The 20,662-nt window shown below is 70.4% G+C and carries 17 protein-coding genes; 10 read left to right on the top strand and 7 right to left on the bottom strand.

Annotated elements, in window-relative coordinates; genetic code table 11:
* The first annotated feature begins 132 nt into the window (after positions 1-132).
* The 6 genes from ACFWZ2_RS26640 (at position 133) to ACFWZ2_RS26665 (ending at position 6,911) form a co-directional block, all read left to right on the top strand.
* Positions 133-1,809, top strand: a complete 1,677-nt coding sequence (locus ACFWZ2_RS26640; RefSeq protein ID WP_384549786.1) for an ATP-binding protein — start codon at positions 133-135, stop codon at positions 1,807-1,809.
* Positions 1,806-2,486: a response regulator gene (locus tag ACFWZ2_RS26645; RefSeq protein ID WP_384549788.1), complete on the top strand. Its 681-nt coding sequence runs from the start codon at positions 1,806-1,808 to the stop codon at positions 2,484-2,486. Before ACFWZ2_RS26640 ends, ACFWZ2_RS26645 begins: the two co-directional genes overlap by 4 nt.
* Before the next feature lie 185 nt (positions 2,487-2,671).
* On the top strand, positions 2,672-4,039 hold the full coding sequence (locus tag ACFWZ2_RS26650) for an extracellular solute-binding protein (RefSeq protein WP_384549790.1): 1,368 nt from the start codon (positions 2,672-2,674) through the stop codon (positions 4,037-4,039).
* A 260-nt stretch (positions 4,040-4,299) separates the two neighbouring features.
* Positions 4,300-5,202: a carbohydrate ABC transporter permease gene (locus ACFWZ2_RS26655; protein WP_384549792.1), complete on the top strand. Its 903-nt coding sequence runs from the start codon at positions 4,300-4,302 to the stop codon at positions 5,200-5,202.
* A gap of 3 nt (positions 5,203-5,205) precedes the next feature.
* Positions 5,206-6,042: a carbohydrate ABC transporter permease gene (locus ACFWZ2_RS26660; protein ID WP_384549794.1), complete on the top strand. Its 837-nt coding sequence runs from the start codon at positions 5,206-5,208 to the stop codon at positions 6,040-6,042.
* A 239-nt stretch (positions 6,043-6,281) separates the two neighbouring features.
* The gene (locus tag ACFWZ2_RS26665) at positions 6,282-6,911 is read left to right on the top strand and encodes an XRE family transcriptional regulator (RefSeq protein ID WP_384549877.1); all 630 of its coding nucleotides are present in this window, start codon (positions 6,282-6,284) and stop codon (positions 6,909-6,911) included.
* A gap of 21 nt (positions 6,912-6,932) precedes the next feature.
* On the opposite strand, the gene ACFWZ2_RS26670 is transcribed toward ACFWZ2_RS26665, so the two are convergent.
* Positions 6,933-7,958, bottom strand: coding sequence for a 6-phosphofructokinase (locus ACFWZ2_RS26670; protein WP_384549796.1), 1,026 nt, complete (start codon positions 7,956-7,958; stop codon positions 6,933-6,935).
* Positions 7,959-8,213: 255 nt separating this feature from the next.
* Between ACFWZ2_RS26670 and pta the strand changes: the two genes are divergently transcribed.
* The 3 genes from pta to pyk all read left to right on the top strand — a co-directional run bounded on the left by pta (position 8,214) and on the right by pyk (position 13,038).
* The gene (gene pta, locus ACFWZ2_RS26675; protein WP_384549798.1) at positions 8,214-10,289 is read left to right on the top strand and encodes a phosphate acetyltransferase; all 2,076 of its coding nucleotides are present in this window, start codon (positions 8,214-8,216) and stop codon (positions 10,287-10,289) included.
* A gap of 26 nt (positions 10,290-10,315) precedes the next feature.
* Positions 10,316-11,533 carry an acetate kinase gene (locus tag ACFWZ2_RS26680; RefSeq protein WP_384549799.1) on the top strand — a complete coding sequence of 406 codons (1,218 nt, stop codon included), beginning with the start codon at positions 10,316-10,318 and terminating at the stop codon, positions 11,531-11,533.
* A 74-nt stretch (positions 11,534-11,607) separates the two neighbouring features.
* Positions 11,608-13,038 carry a pyruvate kinase gene (gene pyk / locus ACFWZ2_RS26685; RefSeq protein WP_384549801.1) on the top strand — a complete coding sequence of 477 codons (1,431 nt, stop codon included), beginning with the start codon at positions 11,608-11,610 and terminating at the stop codon, positions 13,036-13,038.
* 88 nt (positions 13,039-13,126) lie between these two features.
* On the opposite strand, the gene ACFWZ2_RS26690 is transcribed toward pyk, so the two are convergent.
* The 4 genes from ACFWZ2_RS26690 to ACFWZ2_RS26705 all read right to left on the bottom strand — a co-directional run bounded on the left by ACFWZ2_RS26690 (position 13,127) and on the right by ACFWZ2_RS26705 (position 17,432).
* Positions 13,127-14,353 carry a hypothetical protein gene (locus ACFWZ2_RS26690; protein ID WP_384549803.1) on the bottom strand — a complete coding sequence of 409 codons (1,227 nt, stop codon included), beginning with the start codon at positions 14,351-14,353 and terminating at the stop codon, positions 13,127-13,129.
* Between the two features lie 94 nt (positions 14,354-14,447).
* A complete protein-coding gene (locus ACFWZ2_RS26695) occupies positions 14,448-15,014 on the bottom strand; it encodes a DUF6114 domain-containing protein (RefSeq protein WP_384549805.1) in 567 nt (188 codons plus the stop codon).
* 169 nt (positions 15,015-15,183) lie between these two features.
* Positions 15,184-15,804: a DUF6230 family protein gene (locus ACFWZ2_RS26700; protein WP_384549806.1), complete on the bottom strand. Its 621-nt coding sequence runs from the start codon at positions 15,802-15,804 to the stop codon at positions 15,184-15,186.
* Positions 15,805-16,451: 647 nt separating this feature from the next.
* On the bottom strand, positions 16,452-17,432 hold the full coding sequence (locus ACFWZ2_RS26705; protein WP_384549807.1) for a tetratricopeptide repeat protein: 981 nt from the start codon (positions 17,430-17,432) through the stop codon (positions 16,452-16,454).
* 314 nt (positions 17,433-17,746) lie between these two features.
* On the opposite strand from ACFWZ2_RS26705, the gene ACFWZ2_RS26710 reads away from it, so the two are divergent.
* Complete coding sequence (locus ACFWZ2_RS26710) at positions 17,747-18,382, top strand: TetR/AcrR family transcriptional regulator (protein ID WP_384549809.1); 636 nt, start codon at positions 17,747-17,749, stop codon at positions 18,380-18,382.
* A gap of 72 nt (positions 18,383-18,454) precedes the next feature.
* Here the strand turns inward: ACFWZ2_RS26710 and ACFWZ2_RS26715 are convergent, their stop codons facing one another.
* Entirely contained in the window at positions 18,455-19,453 is a 999-nt protein-coding gene (locus ACFWZ2_RS26715) for an SDR family NAD(P)-dependent oxidoreductase (protein WP_384549810.1), read from the bottom strand.
* Positions 19,450-20,631 (bottom strand): undecaprenyldiphospho-muramoylpentapeptide beta-N-acetylglucosaminyltransferase, encoded by a 1,182-nt coding sequence (gene murG / locus ACFWZ2_RS26720; RefSeq protein ID WP_384549812.1) that lies wholly within the window; start codon positions 20,629-20,631, stop codon positions 19,450-19,452. The genes ACFWZ2_RS26715 and murG overlap by 4 nt, the downstream gene beginning before the upstream one ends.
* Positions 20,632-20,662: the final 31 nt, after the last annotated feature.

The raw sequence follows: 20,662 nt of genomic DNA on the forward strand, positions 1-20,662 counted from the left end.
AGTGCGTGCGGCTCACGTCCTGGGCGATCGGCTCATGTCCTGCGCGATCCCGGTGACTATCTCTCGCCGTGTGAGGGCGGTCACCCTTGCGTTCATTTAGTTCGTACTTAACCGACGAGGCAGACTTGCCGCATGCCCCGGACCCGTCGACCCCGCCCGCGCAGGCTGCCGCGCAGCCTGGCGGGCCAGCTCTTCGCGATGCAGATCGTGCTGGTCACGGTGGTCGTCGCCGGGTGCGCGCTCTTCACGTACGTGAGCGACAAGCACCAGGCCGAGGAGGCCGCGCGGCGCCAGGCGACCGCGGCGGCACGGGCGGTCGCGGACTCCCCTTCCGTACGCGAGGCCATCGCCGACGACGATCCGACCCGGCGGCTGCAGCCGTACGCGGTCCGGGTGCAGCGGCACACCGGCGTCGACTTCGTGACGATCATGGATCCGCGCGGCATCCGCTGGACGCACCCCGTCGAGCGGTACATCGGCGAGCGCTTCCTCGGCCACACCGCGCAGGCGCTGCGCGGCAGGACCTTCTCGGAGACGTACACGGGAACGCTCGGCGCCTCCGTGCGCGTGGTCACCCCGATCCGCGCGGGCGACGACGCGGACGGCCCGATCATCGGCCTGGTCAGCGCCGGGATCACCATCGAGGAGATCACCGCCAAGGCACGCGGCCAGTTGCTCGCCCTGCTCGGCGTCGCGGCCGCCGCACTCGTCCTCGGCGGCATCGGCACCTACGTCATCAACGCCCGCCTGCGCCGCAGCACCCACGGCATGAACGCCGCCGAGCTCAGCCGCATGCACGACTACCACGAGGCGGCCCTGCACGCGGTGCGCGAGGGGCTCCTGATGCTCGACGGACAGCGCCGTATCGCACTGATCAACGACGGCGGCCGCGAACTGCTCGGTGTCACCGGCGACACCGTGGGCCGCAACGTCGCGGACCTCGGCCTGCCCGCACCGCTCACCGGGGCGCTGCTCGCCGCCGAGCCGCGCGTCGACGAACTGCATCTGACCGCCGACCGCGTGGTCGTCGTCAACACCTCCCCCGTGACCGGAGGCGAACGCCGCGGCACGGTTGTGACCCTGCGCGACCACACCGAACTCCAGGCGCTCACCGGCGAGTTGGACTCCGAACGCGGCTTCACCCGCGCCCTGCGCTCGCAGGCCCACGAGGCCGCGAACCGGCTGCACACCGTGGTGTCCCTCATCGAACTCGGCCGCGCCGACGAGGCCGTCGACTTCGCCACCGCCGAACTCGAACTGGCCCAGGCACTCACCGACCAGGTCGTCGCCGCGGTCAGCGAACCCGTCCTCGCGGCGCTCCTCCTCGGCAAGGCGGCACAGGCCAACGAACACGGCGTCGAACTCGTCGTCTCCCAGGACAGCAGCATCGACGACGGCATGCTCCCCGCGTCCCTGCCGCCCCGCGACCTGGTCACGATCCTCGGCAACCTCATCGACAACGCGGTCGACGCGGCCCAGGGCTCCCCCGCCGCCCGCGTCACCGTCACGGCACGGGCGGACGCGGCGGGCCTGCTGCTGCGCGTCGGCGACACGGGCCCCGGCGTCGACCCCGCACAGCGCGAGACGGTCCTCGAACGCGGCTGGTCGACCAAGGCGTCCACCGGCCGCGGCCTCGGCCTGGCCCTGGTCCACCAGACGGTCACCCGCAACAACGGCACCCTGACCATCGAGGAATCCCCGGAGGGCGGCGCGCAGTTCGAGGTGACCGTGCCCGCCCCCGCGCCGGACCACGGCACGATCACCGACCCGCCCACGGGCGACCGCACCGCCCACGGAGGCACCGAGTGATCCGCGTACTCGTGGTCGAGGACGATCCCGTCGCGGCCGACGCCCACGTCCTCTATGTGAACCGCGTCCCCGGCTTCGAGGCCACCGAGAAGGCCCACTCCGCCGCGGAGGCCCGCCGCGTCCTCGACCGCACCCCGATCGACCTGATCCTCCTCGACCTGCACCTGCCCGACGGCCACGGCCTCCAGCTGGCACGCTCCCTGCGTGCGGCGGGACACCCCACGGACGTGATCGCGGTGACGTCGGCCCGCGACCTGGCGGTGGTCCGCGAGGGCGTGTCCCTCGGCGTCGTGCAGTACGTCCTGAAGCCCTTCACCTTCGCCACCCTCCGCGACCGCCTCACCCGCTACGCGGAGTTCCGCTCGGCCGCCGCCGACGGCGAGGCCACCGGGCAGGACGAGGTGGACCGCGCGCTCGCCACGCTGCGCGCCCCCGGCCCCGCCGCCCTGCCCAAGGGCCTCAGCGGCCCCACCCTGGAACGCGTCGTCCGCACCCTGCGCGCCGCCCCCGACGGCCTGACCGCCACCGCGGCCGCCCAGGCGGCGGGCCTGTCCCGCATCACCGCGCGGCGCTACCTGGAGCATCTGGTCGACACGGCGCGCGCGGCCCGCAGCCCGCAGTACGGCCATGTCGGACGGCCGGAACTGGTGTACCGCCGGCTCCCCGCCCCAGAGTGAACGGACACGTCCGGGGCCCCACCCACACCCGGCCAATAACAACGTTGTCACGATGATGACAAGCCTCAACGCCCAGCCCCCGCACGGGCATTGACCTTGTTCCGATCACGCCCTTACGTTCACCGGGCAGCAACCCGCGCTGCAGCCCCGCGTGGCAACCCAGCCGCGTCGGCCCGTAGGAGGTCGTGCCCGTGCGCCCCACCACCACCCCGCTGCTCCTCGCCGCCACCGCCCTGCTCGCCGCCGGCACCCTCACCGCGTGCGGCGGCGGATCCGGCGACGACCCGGACACCGTCAAGGTCTCCTTCAAACAGTCCACGGACAACCAGATCAGGGTCATGGACACCTATCTGGCGGACGTCAAGAAGCAGTTCGAGGACGCGAACCCCGGCAAGAAGGTCAAGCTGGTGCCGATCAAGGCGCCGGACTCCGAGTACTACACCAAGCTCCAGCAGATGCTGCGCTCCCCGAAGACCGCACCCGACCTGGTCTACGAGGACACCTTCCTCATCAACTCGGACATCACCAGCGGGTACTTGAAGCCGCTGGACACCTATCTGGACAAGTGGAAGGACTGGGACCAGTTCATCGACACGTCCAAGACGGCGGCGAAGGCGGCCGACGGCAAGACGTACGGCGTACCGGACGGCACCGACACCCGTGGCCTCTGGTTCAGCAAGGCGATCTTCAAGAAGGCGGGCCTGCCCGCCGACTGGCAGCCGAAGGACTGGAACGACGTCCTGTCCGCGGCCCGCACCATCAAGAAGAAGGTCCCCGGAGTCACCCCCCTCAACGTCTACACGGGCAAGCCCGCCGGTGAAACCGCCTCGATGCAGGGCTTCCAGATGCTGGCGTACGGCACGGGCAAGAACCCCCTGTACGACCCGAAGTCAAAGAAGTGGGTCACCGGCAGCAAGGGCTTCAAGGACTCGCTCCGCTTCGTGGAGACGGTCTACAAGGAGAAGCTCGGCCCGGACGTCTCCGACGCACTCGACCCCAACTTCGCCACCCGCGTACGCGGCGAACTCCTCCCCGAGGACAAGCTGGGCATCAACCTCGACGGCTCCTGGCTGCCCCAGGACTGGGGCAAGGGCGCGGGCCACGCATGGCCCGAGTGGTCCCAGAAGCTGGGCCTCGCCGCCATGCCGACCCAGCACGGCCAGGCCCCCGGCAAGGTGAGCATGTCCGGCGGCTGGACCTGGGCGATCCCCGCCAAGGCCGACAACCCCGACCTGGCCTTCAAGTTCATCGAGACGATGCAGACCAAGACCAACGCCCAGAAGTGGTACATCGCCAACTCCGGCATCTCGGTCCGCAAGGACGTCGCGTCCGACCCCGCGTACGTCAAGGCCCAGCCCGGCATCAAGTTCTTCACCGACCTGGTCACCACGACCCACTACCGCCCCGCCTACCCCGCGTACCCCAAGGTCTCCACGGCCATCCAGGAAGCGATGGAGTCGGTCACCACGGGCGACAGCTCCGTCGAAAAGGCGGCCGGCACCTACGACGACGAAGTCGACTCCGCAACGGACGGCGAGGTCACCCACAAATAGTCCCTTGGTGGCGCGGCAGCGGAACACCCCCACCGGCCCGCAGCGGAACCTGCACGGCCCACCGGCCCGCAGCCGCGACAGAGACCGGAGGGGACGCGGCGGTATGTCCGCCCGGAGCACATGAGGCCACGTGCCGAGGTACATGACGGTGGCGGTGCACCGGGATAGCGAGGACGGACATACCGCCGCGGCCCCGCCCCACGGAAAACGGAGCGAACCCCCGCGCACCCGCACCGCCCCGCAGAGAGTGAGTGCCCCCAGTGACGACCGCACCCGGAACCACCCGAGCCGGAGCCCGAGCCCGCACCACCCGAGCCCTGCTCCGCGCCCTCCCCGTCTCCCCCGCCACCATCCTCCTCCTCATCTTCCTCGCCGGCCCCATCGCCTACTGCGCCTACATCGCCTTCACCGACCTCCAACTGACCGGCCAGGCCGAATCCCACTTCGTGGGCCTGGACAACTTCCGCGAAGCCTTCGGCGACGAACGCTTCCTCAACGCCGTCTGGCTGACCCTCGTCTTCACCGTCCTGTCCTCCCTGATCGGCCAGAACACCCTGGGCCTCGCCCTCGCCTCCCTCATGCAGCGCGCGTCGAAGCCGGTCCGCACCCTCACCGGCGCGATCATCGTCACGGCCTGGGTCCTCCCGGAGGTGGTCGCGGGCTTCCTCCTCTACGCCTTCTTCCGCCGCGAGGGCACCCTCAACGCAGTCCTGGACTTCCTCCATCTCCCGTCCCAGAACTGGATGTTCACGCTCCCGATCCTGGCGGTGTCGTTCGCGAACGTCTGGCGGGGAACGGCCTTCTCGATGCTGGTCTACTCGGCCGCGCTCAACGAGATCCCCAAGGAGATCACCGAGGCCGCGGAGGTGGACGGCGCGGGCGGCTGGCGCCGCATGTGGCACATCACGCTGCCGATGATCCGCCGCTCGATCGGCACGAACCTGATGCTGAACACCCTCCAGACCCTCTCCGTGTTCGGCCTGATCTGGGTGATGACGCGCGGCGGCCCCGGCAACCGCAGCCAGACCCTCCCCCTGTTCATGTACGAACAGGCCTTCCAGAAGAGCATGATCGGCTACGGCACGGCCGTGGCCCTCCTGCTGCTCCTGGTCGGCTCCCTGTTCTCCCTGGTCTATATGCGCCTGCTGCGTACGGAGGTCTGAGCCGTGGCCACCAAGCTCTCCCGCCGCACCACCCGCCGCCTGGCCGCCGACGCGGGCCTGCTGACCGTGGCCGCCGCGTTCGTGCTCCCCCTCGCCTGGGTGGTGCTGTCCTCCTTCGACCCGAAGGCGGACCTCAGGGTCCGGATACCCGACGGCCTGACCCTGGACAACTACGACCAGGTCCTCACTCCGGAGATCACCTTCACCCCGCTCCTCAACAGCCTGCTGCTCTGCGGCGGGGGCACCCTGCTCACGGTGGTCTGCGCGGCGCTGGCCGCCTACCCGCTCTCGCGCTACACGTCGCGCCTGAACCGCCCGTTCATGCTGACGATCCTGTTCGCGACGAGCCTGCCGATCACCGCGATCATGGTCCCGGTGTACGCGCTGTTCGTCCAGGTCGACCTGATCGACACGATGCAGGGCACGATCTTCTTCTTCGCGGCGTCCCAACTCCCCTTCGCCATCTGGCTGATGAAGAACTTCATGGACGGCGTCCCCAAGGAGCTAGAGGAGGCGGCATGGACGGACGGCGCGTCGTCGTTCCAGTCCCTGGTCAGGATCGTGCTGCCGCTCATGGGCCCCGGGGTCGCCGTGGTGACGGTCTTCTCATTCGTCATGATGTGGGGCAACTTCTTCGTCCCCTTCATGCTCCTGCTCACCCCGGAACAGATGCCGGCGTCGGTCAGCATCAATGACTTCTTCGGCAACAAGGGCACCGTGGTCTACGGCCAGCTGGCCGCGTTCTCGATCCTGTACTCGACGCCGGTGATCCTGTTGTACGTCCTGATCTCCCGCCGCCTGGGCGGCGGTTTCGCACTGGGCGGCGCGGTGAAGGGCTGAGCCGAGGGCTGGCTCAAGGGCCGCCCGAAGAGCTGACCGGCACCGCCCGCCCCACCCGACCCCGCGACCCCGTGGCCCCGTGGCCCCGCGGCCCCGTAGCTTCCCACCAATCCGCAACCTCGTATGAACGCACCGTAGTCGCCGGGCCCTCACCCCCATACCGTGTGCCCGTGCAACCGAGCCAGCCCACGCCGCCCTTCGACTTCCCGGCCGCCCGCCGTCTGCGCGAGGCGCTCGGCATGGCGCCGGGCCACGTCGCGTACGGCATGCGCGCCAGTTACGGGCTCGCCCACATCACGCCCGACACGATCGTGGCCTGGGAGCGCGGGATCGCCTCGCCGACCTCGGCGGAACTCACCGCCCTGGCCGCGACGTTGTGGTGCTCACCGGGTGAACTCATGGGCGCGGCGCGGACGTTGCGCGAGCACCGGCTCGCGCGGGGGCTCGCCCCCGAGGACGTGGCGCGCGCGGCGGGCGTGGAGCTCCAGGCGTATCTGCGCATGGAGGAGACCGGCACCTGGCGCGGGAACGAGCGGCAGTCCGCGGCGCTCGCCCGGGTCCTCGATCTCGCGCTGCCCGACTTCGTCCAGGTGACCGGGCGCGCCGAGCCGCTCGCCGAGCTGCTGCGCAGCGCCGTCACCACCCGCTGGCAGGGCTATGTGCGGCCGGTCGGCAAGCTGCTGCCCGTGGAGCGGCGGCACGTCGAGGACGCGCTGCGGCAGATGCACGACGACTACCAGTCGCGGATGGCGCGCACGCTGAGCTGGGGCGGCGGGGCGGGATCCGACGCGTCAGGGGAGGCCGGGCGGGACTTCCTGGACCGAATCCTCGAACATTTCTGGACTTTGGTCCGGGGCGGCCGGGGCTGAAGCCCCGGCCCCGCCGGGACCTCAGAAGACCGACTCGGCCTCGTCCATCCGGTCCTTCGGCACGGTCTTCAGCTCGGTGACCGCGTCCGCGAGCGGCACCATCGTGATGTCCGTGCCGCGCAGCGCCGTCATCTTGCCGTACTCGTCGCGGTGCGCCGCCTCCACCGCGTGCCAGCCGAAGCGGGTCGCGAGGACGCGGTCGTACGCGGTGGGGGTGCCGCCGCGCTGGACGTGACCGAGGATGACCGGCTTGGCCTCCTTGCCGAGGCGGGACTCCAGCTCGTAGGCGAGGGCCGTGCCGATGCCCTGGAAACGCTCGTGACCGAACTGGTCGATCGCGCCCTTGCCGTAGTCCATCGTGCCGTCCTGCGGGTGCGCGCCCTCGGCGACGCAGATCACCGCGAACTTCTTGCCGCGCGAGAAGCGCTCCTCGACCATCGCGACCAGGTCGGCGGGGTCGAAGGGGCGCTCGGGCAGGCAGATGCCGTGGGCGCCGCCCGCCATGCCGGACTCCAGGGCGATCCAGCCCGCGTGCCGGCCCATGACCTCGACGACCATCACGCGCTGGTGCGATTCGGCGGTGGTCTTGAGGCGGTCCATCGCCTCGGTGGCCACGCCGACGGCGGTGTCGAAGCCGAAGGTGCGGTCCGTGGAGGAGATGTCGTTGTCGATCGTCTTCGGGACGCCGACCACGGGCAGGCCCGCGTCCGACAGCATCTTCGCGGCCGTCAGGGTGCCCTCGCCGCCGATGGGGATCAGCACGTCGAAGCCGATCTCCTTGGCCAGCTGGGGGGCGTTCTCGCAGGCCGCGCGGAACCGGTCGCGCTCCAGGCGGGAGGATCCGAGGATCGTTCCGCCGCGGGCCAGGATGCCGCTGACCGCGTTGAGGTCGAGGGGGCGGTAGCGCCCGTCGAGCAGGCCCGCGTAGCCGTCCTCGAAGCCGATGACCTCGTCGCCGTAGTGCGTGACGGCGCGGTGCACGACCGACCGGATCACTGCGTTGAGGCCCGGGCAGTCGCCGCCCGCGGTGAGAATTCCGATACGCATCGCGCTGTGTCTCCTGCTCGCTGTTGGTACTTGTGAGCCGGTCCGATTGTTCCACGGTCGGAAGGGGGTCGCCGCTCACGGATGTCCGACGGATGCGCGCGCGATCCCCGGGAAGGGGCCTTATGGCCCTTGACCCCGGACCTTTCGTCCGGCGGGCGACCTAGCCAGCCGCAGAGGTATTGTCAAGAGGGCATGGCCGCGATATCGGGCCATTTGTCCATTCCTGAGCAGGCAGCGAAGAAGGGGAGAGCACGCGTGACGCGCAGCGTGTACGTGACCGGGATCGACCGCGGCGACGGCCGCCAGGTCGTCGAGCTGGGAGTGATGGAACTCCTCACCCGCCGGGTCGACCGGGTCGGCGTCTTCCGCCCGCTCGTCCACGACGGGCCCGACCGCCTCTTCGACCTGCTGCGGTCCCGCTACCGCCTCTCGCAGGACGCCGCCACCGTGTACGGCATGGACTACCACGAGGCGTCCGCGCTCCAGGCGGAGCAGGGCACCGACGAACTGGTCTCGCGGCTCGTGGACCGCTTCCACCAGGTCGCGCGCGAGTACGAGGTCGTCCTCGTCCTCGGCACCGACTTCGCCGCCACCCAGCTCCCCGACGAGCTCGCGCTGAACGCACGGCTCGCGAACGAGTTCGGCGCCTCCGTGCTCCCCGTCGTCGGCGGCAAGAACCAGCCCGCCGAGTCGGTGCGCGCCGAGACCCGCAACGCCTACCGCGCGTACGACAGCCTGGGCTGCGACGTCCTCGCGATGATCACCAACCGGGTGGCCCCTGCCGACCGCGACGAGATCCACGAGCGTCTTGAGGCCCGCTTGCCCGTGCCCTGCTACGTGCTGCCCGACGAGCCCGCGCTCTCCGCGCCCACGGTCGCGCAGATCACCCACGCCCTCGGCGGCCGCGTACTGCTCGGCGACGACGCGGGCCTGGCCCGTGACGCCCTGGACTTCGTCTTCGGCGGCGCCATGCTGCCGAACTTCCTGAACGCCCTGACCCCGGGCTGCCTGGTGGTCACCCCCGGCGACCGCGCCGACCTGGTGGTGGGCTCGCTCGCCGCGCACAGCGCGGGCACCCCGCCGATAGCGGGCGTCCTGCTGACCCTGAACGAGCAGCCGGGCCAGGAGATCCTCACCCTCGCCGACCGCCTCGCCCCCGGCACCCCGGTGATCGCGGTCTCCGGCGGCTCCTTCCCGACCGCGGGTGAACTCTTCGCGCTGGAAGGGAAGTTGAACGCCGCGACGCCCCGCAAGGCGGAGACGGCCCTCGGCCTCTTCGAGCGGTACGTCGACACGGCGGACCTCCTGAACCGCGTCTCGGCGCCCAGCAGCGACCGCGTCACGCCGATGATGTTCGAGCACAAGCTCCTGGAGCAGGCCCGCTCCGACCGGCGCCGCGTCGTCCTGCCCGAGGGCACCGAGGAGCGCGTCCTGCGCGCCGCCGACGTCCTGCTTCGCCGCGGCGTCTGCGACCTGACGCTGCTCGGCCCGGTCGAGCAGATCCGCAAGAAGGCCGCGGACCTCGGCGTGGACCTCGCCGACTCCGAGCTCATCGACCCGCAGAGCTCCGAGCTGCGGGACCGTTTCGCCGGCAAGTACGCCGAGCTGCGCGCCCACAAGGGCGTCACCGTCGAGCTGGCGTACGACGTCGTGGCGGACGTGAACTACTTCGGCACACTGATGGTGCAGGAGGGCCTCGCCGACGGCATGGTCTCCGGCTCCGTGCACTCCACCGCCGCCACCATCCGGCCCGCCTTCGAGATCATCAAGACCAAGCCGGAGGCATCGATCGTCTCCTCGGTCTTCTTCATGTGCCTCACCGACAAGGTCCTCGTGTACGGCGACTGCGCGGTGAACCCGGACCCGAACGCCGAGCAGCTCGCGGACATCGCCGTCCAGGCGGCCGCCACCGCCGAGCAGTTCGGCGTGGACCCGCGGATCGCGATGCTCTCGTACTCGACCGGCACGTCCGGTTCGGGCGCCGACGTCGACAAGGTCCGCACGGCCACCGAGCTGGTGCGGGCCACCCGCCCCGACCTGAAGATCGAGGGACCGATCCAGTACGACGCCGCCGTGGAGCCCTCGGTCGCCGCGACCAAGCTGCCGGACTCGGACGTCGCGGGCCAGGCCAGCGTGCTGATCTTCCCGGACCTGAACACCGGCAACAACACGTACAAGGCCGTGCAGCGCTCGGCCGGCGCGATCGCCGTGGGACCGGTCCTGCAGGGCCTGCGCAAGCCGGTCAACGACCTGTCCCGCGGCGCGCTCGTCCAGGACATCGTCAACACCGTCGCCATCACGGCGATCCAGGCCCAGACCCCCACTCAGTAGCCCCCCACAGAAAGCGCCTCAATTCAGTGACCGCCACGCGCGTACTCGTCCTCAACTCCGGCTCCTCGTCGGTGAAGTACCAGCTCCTCGACATGCGGGACAGCTCACGCCTCGCCGTCGGCCTGGTCGAGCGGATCGGCGAGGAGACCTCACGGCTCAAGCACACCCCGCTGACCGGCGGCGGCGCCGAGTCGCGGGAGCGCGAGGAGCCGATCGCCGACCACGAGGCGGCGCTGAAGGCCGTCGCCGAGGAGCTGGCCGCCGACGGCCTCGGCCTGGACTCCCCCGAGCTGGCCGCGATCGGCCACCGGGTGGTGCACGGCGGCCTGAAGTTCACCGCGCCGACCGTCGTCACGGACGAGGTGCTCGCCGAGATCCAGCGCCTGGTGCCGGTGGCGCCGCTGCACAACCCGGCCAACATCACCGGCATCCGCACCGCTCAGGCGCTCCGCCCCGACCTGCCGCAGGTCGCCGTCTTCGACACCGCGTTCCACACGACGATGCCGGAGTCCGCGGCGCGCTACGCGATGGACGTGCGGACCGCCGACCAGCACCGCGTGCGGCGCTACGGCTTCCACGGCACCTCGCACGCGTACGTCTCGCGCAAGACCGCGGAGCTGCTCGGCAAGGCGCCCGAGGACGTCAACGTCATCGTGCTGCACCTGGGCAACGGCGCGTCGGCGAGCGCGGTTCGGGGCGGAAAGTGCGTGGACACGTCGATGGGTCTGACACCGCTTGAGGGGCTCGTGATGGGTACCCGCTCCGGCGACATGGACCCCGCGGTCATCTTCCATCTGGCCCGGGTCGGCGGGATGTCCATCGACGAGATCGACGTCCTGCTCAACAAGAAGAGCGGTCTGATCGGGCTCTGCGGCGACAACGACATGCGCGAGATCCGCCGCCGCATCGACGAGGGCGACCAGGAGGCCGCGCTGGCCTTCGACATCTACGTACACCGCCTGAAGAAGTACATCGGCGCGTACTACGCGGTGCTCGGCCGGGTCGACGCCATCGCGTTCACGGCGGGCGTCGGCGAGAACGCGGCCCCGGTGCGCGAGGCGGCGGTGGCGGGCCTGGAGGAGCTGGGTCTCGCGGTGGACGGCGAGCTCAATTCCGTACGTTCCGACGAGGCGCGGCTCATCTCGCCGGAGTACGCCCGGGTCGCCGTCGCCGTGGTGCCGACCGACGAGGAGCTGGAGATCGCCGACCAGACCTACGCCCTGGTCGCCGACCGCAACGCCTGAGCACACATCCGCCCATTTGTAGATTCCACCAGACGGAATATTCCGTAGCGAAACAAACCGATAGGATCGCCCCCATGCGCCGTTCCAAAATCGTCTGCACGCTGGGCCCCGCCGTCGACTCCGAAGAGCAGCTCGTCTCGCTGATCGAGGCCGGCATGAACGTGGCCCGCTTCAACTTCAGCCACGGCACGCACGCCGAGCACCAGGGTCGCTACGACCGGGTCCGCGCGGCCGCCGCGAAGACCGGCCGTGCCATCGGCGTCCTCGCCGACCTGCAGGGGCCGAAGATCCGTCTGGAGACCTTCGCCGAGGGCCCCGTCGAGCTGGTGCGCGGTGACGAGTTCACCATCACCACCGAGGACGTCCCCGGCGACAAGTCGATCTGCGGCACCACGTACAAGGGCCTGCCGGGCGACGTCTCCAAGGGCGACCAGGTCCTGATCAACGACGGCAACGTCGAGCTGCGCGTCGTCGAGGTGGACGGGCCGCGCGTGAAGACGATCGTCGTCGAGGGCGGTGTCATCTCGGACCACAAGGGCATCAACCTGCCCGGCGCGGCCGTGAACGTGCCCGCGCTCTCCGAGAAGGACATCGAGGACCTGCGCTTCGCCCTGAAGATGGGCTGCGACATGGTCGCCCTGTCCTTCGTGCGCGACGCCAACGACGTCAAGGACGTCCACAAGGTGATGGACGAGGAGGGCCGCCGGGTCCCCGTCATCGCCAAGGTGGAGAAGCCGCAGGCCGTCGCCAACATGGAGGGCGTCGTCGCGGCGTTCGACGCGGTGATGGTGGCCCGTGGCGACCTGGCCGTCGAGTACCCGCTCGAGAAGGTCCCGATGGTGCAGAAGCGCCTCGTGGAGATGTGCCGCCGCAACGCCAAGCCGGTGATCGTCGCGACCCAGATGATGGAGTCGATGATCACCAACTCGCGCCCCACGCGCGCCGAGGCGTCCGACGTCGCCAACGCGATCCTGGACGGCGCCGACGCGGTCATGCTGTCGGCCGAGTCGAGCGTCGGCGCGTACCCGATCGAGACCGTCAAGACGATGTCGAAGATCGTCAAGGCGGCCGAGGAGGAGCTGCTCTCCAAGGGCCTGCAGCCGCTCGTGCCCGGCAAGAAGCCGCGTACGCAGGGTGGTTCGGTGGCCCGTGCCGCGTGCGAGATCGCGGACTTCCTCGACGGCAAGGCCCTGGTCGCCTTCACGCAGTCCGGTGACACGGCCCGCCGGCTGTCCCGCTACCGCGCGGCCCAGCCGATCCTGGCCTTCACCACCGACGAGTCGACCCGCAACCAGCTCGCCCTGAGCTGGGGCGTGGACACCTACGTCGTGCCGCACGTCGACAACACCGACGCGATGGTCGAGCTGGTCGACGCCGAGCTGATCAAGCTCAACCGCTTCAACGACGGCGACACCGTCGTCATCACCGCAGGGTCGCCCCCCGGCGTCCCCGGCACCACCAACATGGTCCGGGTGCACCACCTGGGCGGCGGCGACCGCGACTGATCCCCGCCTCGTACGACACTGAGGGCGCCCCCTGTGAAAGGGGGCGCCCTCAGTGCTTGTTGCGGCTCCCGGAAAGGTCCGTGCGCGGCTAGCCGGTGATCGACTGCTGCAGTCCGGGAACGGTGAGGTTGCCGCCGAACTGGCCCGCCTGCTGCACCGTGACGTCGGTGAAGTAGATCAGCGGGATGTTCAGCGGCGGCGGGTGCTCGGGGTCGAAGGTGATCGGGATGAGCCCGAACAGCTTGCCCGAGATCCGCTCGGTGTACATCGTCGTCTCCCCGCCACGGATCGTGGAGGTGGTGCCCTTGGCGGCCTCGACGTGGTACTTCTTGCCGCCCGGTCCTTCGACGATCTGGTGCAGGTCACCGATGTCGGTCTTCTGGATGACGTACTTCAGGGCCTGCTTGGTCTTGCCGTTGGGCATCGTGAGGTTCACGACGCCCTGGTAGTCGGCGCCCTTGAGCGTCAGCGAGCTGGCTTCCAGGTGCCACGGCTGGTTCGGTATCGGCGAGGGCGTCTGCTCGGTCTTGCCGTCGACCTTCTTCTCGACCACGCACGGGAACGGCTTCTTGCCGTTCTCGTCCGGTGCCATCGGGTCCTCGGCCTCGGCCCCGGCGTCTTCCTTCGCCTTGTCCGCCGCGCCCTTCGCCGCCTTCCCGACGTCGTCCGTGACCTTGTCGGCCCCGTCCTTCGCCTTGTCGGCGCCGTCCTTCAGGCCGTCCCCGACCTTGTCGACGGTGTCCTTCGCGTCGTCGGCGGGCTCGGTGACCTTGTCCGTGGTGTCCTTGGCCGCGTCCTCGGGGGACTCGGTCTCCTTCGACGCCGACGGGTCGGGTTCCGGGCTCTCGGACTCCTTCTCGTCGGGCGTGAAGACGTCCTTGAGCGCGTCACCGACACCCAGCGGGTCCCAGGGGTTCCTGGTCTCGGTGGGCTCGGGGGCCGGCTCGGACTCCTTGTCGTCCGCACCGTCGGAGGGCTTCGGCGTGGGCTCGGCCTTGTCGTCCTGGTCCGCCTTGTCGCCCGAGGGCGAGGTCGACGGGGTCGGCTCCTTGGCGTCGTCCTTCTTCGCCGCGTCCTTCTCGGCGGCCTCCTTCTCGGCGGCCTCCTTCTTGGCCGCTTCCTTCTTGGCGGCTTCCTTCTCCTTGGCCGCGGCGTCCTGCTCCGCGTCCTTGTCCGGCGCCGTGACACACGGGCCGTCCTGGAAGGGGTTGTCCGGCACACCCGGCTTCGCCTGCGCGAGCGTCGGCGTCAGGCCCATGCCCATGAGGACGGCGGTGGGCATCGCCGCGATCGCGATCGCCTTCCCCGCGGGCACCTGCAGCCGGTTAAGGAGCGGCTTCCTGGGTGCCGCGTGGCGCGGCCCGGTTCTCGCACGAGGCTCCCCCGCGGAGCTCTCGTGGTGCACCTCGTCAGCCGGCACGGTGCCTCCCGTTCGTCCCGTTTGTCGGGCTCGTTCCTGACAGATCGTCCTGTTCGCCGCTCGTCCTGCCCGCGGCCGCCGCGGCGGCGGGCTCGGGAGCCCCGTCGTCCACGGGGTCGCCGGACCCCTTGGCCCCGCCCTTCGCGGGTTCACCGGCGGGCCGTGCGGGCGCCCAGGAGACGCCGAGGGCGCCGCCGATCAGGGCGAGCAGGAAGCCGATGACGAAGCCGCCGAAGTTGGAGACCACCAGGGAGACCAGGCCGAGCAGAATCGCCGCGACACCCGCGAAGACCCGGGAGTGCGGCTGGAACCACATGGTCAGGCCGAGCACGACCAACAGCACGCCGATGATCAGCGATCCGGCACCGGCGGTGGTCGCCATCCGGATCGTCATCGTGCCGAGCGTGAGGTTCGCGTACGGGAAATACATGATCGGGATGCCGCCGAGAAGTGTCAGCAGACCACCCCAGAACGGGCGCTGACCGCGCCACCCTCGGAACGATCGGCGCATCCGGCCGAGCTTGTCGCCCAGTCCCACTTGCGCTTCGGCGCTCATGTCGTACAGCTCCTCGGGAATGGCGTTGGTTCTGTGTGTCGTGCGGATTCGGGCACGGGGACGGCTCCGTCAATGTGCCGTCGCGCCCCCGCGCCCGGCCGTTCATCGCATCGAGTGCGTACCGACCCGCGTACTCATCCGCGTACGCGGCACCAGGGCATCAACTGCCCTAGTAGCACTCGTGCTTGCCCTTCTTGACCGACATGCCGAGGCCGGAGAGCTTGAAGGTGCCCGCGGTGGTCGCCCACGCACGCTGCTTGACGCCCTCGAAGTGCACCGACTCGGCCTGCTGCGCGAACGAGTCCGGGGCGTACTTGTCGCCCTTGGCCGGACCCGGCCCCTTGGTGGTCTGGTCGACCGAGACACCGATGTCGACGTTGTTGAAGGTCGGCTTGGCGACCTTCATGCTGTCGGCGTCGATGTACAGCTTCTTGGCCTCGACGCGGTCGTTGCCCTTGCCGCCGGCCCTGAGGGTCATCGACACATCGCCGAAGACCGGGACCGGCACGACGACGGACTGGCAGAGGTTGGTGATCTTGGCTTCTTCGATGCCGACCACGGACACCGGGTGATTGCCCGACTTCCCGCTGTCGAGGGCGCCGTACTGGACGAACCCCTCGCCGTCGAGCGTCTCAGCCGTCACCTTGAACTGCTGACCGGACACACTGAACGATGCCGCGAGCGCACCCTGGGACAGGGCCACGCCTATCGCGGCAGTCGCCGCGACGCTCGGCACCATGACTACGGCGAACCGCTTCCATCTGGTTCCGCCACGAGCCACGGACTCCATGACTTTCCTCCTTCTCGGACGTACATCTCCAGCCCTGACTGCTCCCGTTCGGGCGGCTCAGCCGGGCAGGGATGGGAGAAGTGCTACGTCCTCGGGAAGGAGAGCGCCCGCTTCGGAGGCGCACAACCGCACCACACATCACCGGCGATCACCCCCGAGCGACAACCACTGGTCGCGCCTGACGCATCACGCACAACCTCGCGGACAGGCCCTGCCGGAACCGGCAGGAACCCCCCTGTCCAAGACCGGCGACGGCGTCACCGGCCTGCTCGGTGGGGACCCAGAAGCACCGCTCCCCGAGTGGCTTTCGGGCTGCGGGTTAATGGACCGAGCGTCGCCGATCGTGGTGCATTCTCGGCCCCCGCACAAGGGGGTTCGTTACTCGCTAGTAACGGGGGGATAACCGATGCGCGACCGCGCGGTATCGGTCGGCCACAGACGGTGGCGTAATCGGTTGGAGCAGAACGGGACAACGGTGGCCGAATCCGATCAGAAAGGCACTGCTGTCTTACTCCAAGTAACAGCGGCCGCGTTTACCAAGTTTTGGTAAAACGCGGCCACTGTGGCGCCCTGGGGACAAGGTTTTCACTCGGGCATCACAAGCCCCGGCGTTTAGGGACTGGTCAGCCGACGGGACGGCGTACGGGTCAGAAGAGCACCCGCGCGAGCGCCGTGCGCGCCGCCGTCACCCGCGGGTCGTCCGAGCCCACCACCTCGAAGAGTTCGAGCAGCCGCACCCGCGCCGCATCCCTGTCGTCGCCCGCCGTGCGCCTGACCGCGTCGACGAGACGTCCGAAAGCGTCCTCGACATGACCGCCCACCAGGTCCAGGTCGGCCGCCGCGATCTGCGCCGCCACATCCGCGGGCCGGTCGGCCGCGTCCTTGCGGACCTGCTGCGGGTCCAGGCCCTGCACGCGCTGCAGCAGTTCGGCCTGGGCGAGGCCGAGCTTGGCCTCGGTGTTGCCCGGGTCGTCACTGAGCACATTCTTGTACGCCTGTACGGCACCAGCGAGATCGCCCGCGTCGAGCGCCCGCACGGCCGCCTCGAGCAACGCGTCGTACGGCCCGGCCGGCACCTCGGCCGCGACGGGGGCCTGCTCGCCCTGCGCGTCCGGGTCGACCACGAGCCCGGTCAGGCCGAAGCGCTCCTCGCCGACCTGGATGAGCTGGTCGAGGGTCTGGCGGATCTGCGCCTCGGGGGCCGCACCCTGGAAAAGCGGCAGGGCCTGTCCGGCCACCACCGCGAAGACAGCCGGGATCCCCTGGACCCCGAACTGCTGCATCAGCATCTGGTTCGCGTCGACATCGATCTTGGCAAGGAGGAAACGGCCGTTGTACTCCTGCGCGAGGCGCTCGAGGAGGGGGCTCAGCTGCTTGCACGGCTCGCACCACTCGGCCCAGAAGTCGATGACGACCGGGACCTCGGTGGAGCGCTGCAGGACCTCGTGCTCGAAACCGGCCTCGTCGACATCGATGACGAGGCTCGCGGGCGACACGGCACCGGGGGCGCCCCCGCCCTGCCTGGCCGCTTCGGCGCGCGCCTGCTCCGCCTTCGCCTTGGCCTCCTGGGCCGCCTTCACCGCGGCGAGGTCGACGACTCCGCTCATGGACATGTTCCGTGGCTGCATGAGTACATCCTCCCCCAAGCCGTGCGGGAACTGCTCCTGTCCGCAGCCCCCCGCCGGATTGCGGGGCATACGCGAGGAACAGTCCAAGGTCCCGAGGAGGACCGATGGTTGGTGCGGGGTCCCCACCCCGCGCATGTGGTTGTCACTCGTGGCTCTCGCTGACGGGCTCCGGAGGTTCGCCGTTCGCCGTGCCCGTCTGCTTTCGCTACGCGTCGTAGCGTAACTGCCGGGCCCCCGGCGTGGGAAGACGGCCCCGGTGATCTCGCTCACTCGGCGCCGGGAACCGGACCGTACTGGCCGGTATGGTCGCGGGCATGCAGAGCCGCACCCCCCCTTCCGCCCGCACCGGAGGCCGCCCCCGCAGTGCCACGGCCGACGCCGCGATCCTGGAGGCGACCCGTCAGGGCCTCGTCGAACTGGGCTGGTCCAAGTTGACGCTCGGCGCCGTCGCCACACGCGCGGGCGTCGCCAAGACCACCCTGTACCGGCGCTGGGCGGGCAAGAGCGAGCTGGTCGTGGACGCGGTCGCGGAACTCTTCGACGAGCTGGAACTCCCCGACAGGGGCAGCCTCGCCGCCGACATCGAAGGCGTCGTCCTCCAGTTCGCGGTGCTGCTCGGCCGCCCCGAGACCAAGACGGCACTCATGGCGGTGGTGGCCGAGTCGACGACGGACGCACCCCTGCGCGAACGCATCCGCACCTCCATCGTCGACCGCCAGAAACGCCTGGTCCTCGCCGGACGGGCACGGGCCCAGGAACGGGGCGAACTGCCACCCGAGTCCGACCCCGTCGCCGCAGCCCACACCGCCGACCTCATCTTCGACGTGATCGCGGGCGCGGTCGTGCACCGCGCCCTGGTCAGCGCGGAACCGGTGGACGAGGAGTGGGCGGCCCGCTTCACCCTGCTCCTGCTGGGCGGCTTGGCGGCAGCGGCGACACAAGCCCCGTGAGGGGCGCGGGGCTGTGACATGTGCGGCTCCGCCGCGCGGGCGCGAGCAATCCCCACGCCCCGCAGCCAAAGGTCAGACCTGATACCGCTCCGCGGCGAACAGGTGCAGATTCTCGGCGACCCAGGCCGAGGTCAGCTTCAGCCCCTCCGCCAAGGAGACCTCGGGAACCCACCCGGCCCACTCCCGGGCCCGGGAGTTGTCAGACAGCAGCCGCTCCACCTCACTGCCCGAGGGGCGGAGCCGCGCCGGATCGACGACCACGGACGCCTCCCGCCCAGACGCAGCGATCAACGCCTCCGCCAGGTCACCGATGGAGATCTCCCGCCCCACCCCGAGATTCACCGCATGCCCGAGCGCCCGGTCGGCGACAGCCATCGCCATGAACCCCCGCGCCGTGTCCGTGACATACGTGAAGTCCCGCGTGGGCGTCAGCGACCCCAGCTTGATCTCCCGCGCGCCCGCGTGCAGTTGCGCGAGGATCGTGGGAATGACCGCACGGGCCGACTGACGCGGACCGTACGTGTTGAAGGGCCGCACCACCGTCACCGGCAGCTCGAAGGCGTGCCAGTGCGACAGCGCCATCATGTCGGCGCCGATCTTCGACGCGGAGTACGGCGACTGCGGCTGCAGCGGGTGTGACTCGCTGATCGGCGCCGTGAGCGCGGTCCCGTACACCTCGCTGGTGGAGGTGTGCACGAGCCGCCGCACGGAGTGCCGACGGCACGCCTCCGCGACGTTCTCGGTGCCGACGACGTTCGTCTGGACGTACGCGCCCGGGGAGTCGTACGAGTACGGGATGCCGATCAGCGCGGCGAGGTGGAAGACCGTGTCGCACCCGGCGACCGCGTCCATCACGCGCCCCGCGTCCCGCACGTCGCCCGCGATCATCTCGACCCGCGGGTCACCCAGCAGATGCGCGAGATGGCCCTTCTCGGCGTACGGCTTGTAGTGCACGAAGGCACGCACCTTCGCGCCCTCCGCGAGGAGCAGGTCGACGAGCGTCGAGCCGATGAAGCCCTCGGCGCCGGTGACGAGGACGGTGCGGTTCTGCCAGGAGAAGGGGGTGTTCATGCGTACTCCAAGTGAGGCGATACATCGGCGAGTTGAAGGACCCGGCCGGCCAGCAGGTCGGCGGCGCGGGCGTGCGGCGCGGGGTCGGCGGCACCGCTCATCGCGGTGAGCCGCGCGGGGTCGGCGAGCAGCGGCCCGACGAGTTCCGCGAGGCGTTCCGCGGTGGTCTCCGCGTCGGGCAGCAGCAGCCCCGCGCCCGCGTCGGTGAGGACCCGGGCGTTGTGGGTCTGGTGGTCGCCGGGCGCGTGCGGGTAGGGCACGAGGACGGCGGGCACGCCGGTGGCGGCGAGTTCGGCGACGGTCGCCGAGCCCGCGCGGCAGACGACGAGGTCGGCGGCGGCGTAGGCGAGGTCCATGCGGTCGAGGTAGGGCACGGCCTCGGCGACGGCGCTGCCGCCCTCGTACGCGAGGCGGTCGCGCGCGTCGTCGAGCGCCGCGGGCCCGGTCTTGATCAGCAGCTGCACGTCGGAGCGCCCCTGCCACCGGGCGGCGAGCCCGAGCGCGGCCTCCGTCAGGCGCGCGGCGCCCAGGCTGCCGCCGTTGAAGAGGACGAGGCGCCGTCCCTCGGGCACCCCGAGCGCGCGCCGCGCCTCGACCCGCAGCGCGGCCCTGTCGAGCGCGGCGAGGGGCGCGGCGATGGGCATGCCCGTGGTGAACGCCCGCTCCCCGCCGGGCAGATGGGCGCGGCTGCGGTCGAAGGCGACCGCGATGTTCGGGGTGAGCCTGGCCGCGAACCGGTTGGCGCGGCCCGGCACGGCGTTGGACTCGTGGATGACGCTCGGCAGTCCCGCCATGCGGGCGCCGACGATGACGGGGGCGCTCGGGTAGCCGCCCATGCCGACGGCGACCTGCGCGCCCTGCTCGCGCAGGATGGCCCGGCACTGGGCGCCGGACTTCATCAGGGCGGCGGGCAGCAGATAGCGGCGGGCGCCGAGCGAGGGGTCGAAGGGGATCATGTCGACGGTGTGCAGGCGGTAGCCGGCGTCCGGTATGAGCCGGGTCTCCAGGCCGCGCTCCGTGCCGACGAAGGAGATCACCGCGTCCGGCACGGCACGGCGCAGCGCGTCGGCGAGGGCGAGGCCTGGGTAGATGTGTCCGCCGGTGCCGCCCGCACCGATCACGACGGAGAGACGGGAGGGGCCCGGGCGTTCCGAGGGGTCGGAGTGAGAGGTTCGCATGGCAATGGAGCATTACGAGAGGGTCTAAGAG

Origin of the sequence: Streptomyces sp. NPDC059002 (assembly GCF_042740435.1) — a bacterium.
In the GTDB taxonomy this organism is placed as follows: domain Bacteria; phylum Actinomycetota; class Actinomycetes; order Streptomycetales; family Streptomycetaceae; genus Streptomyces.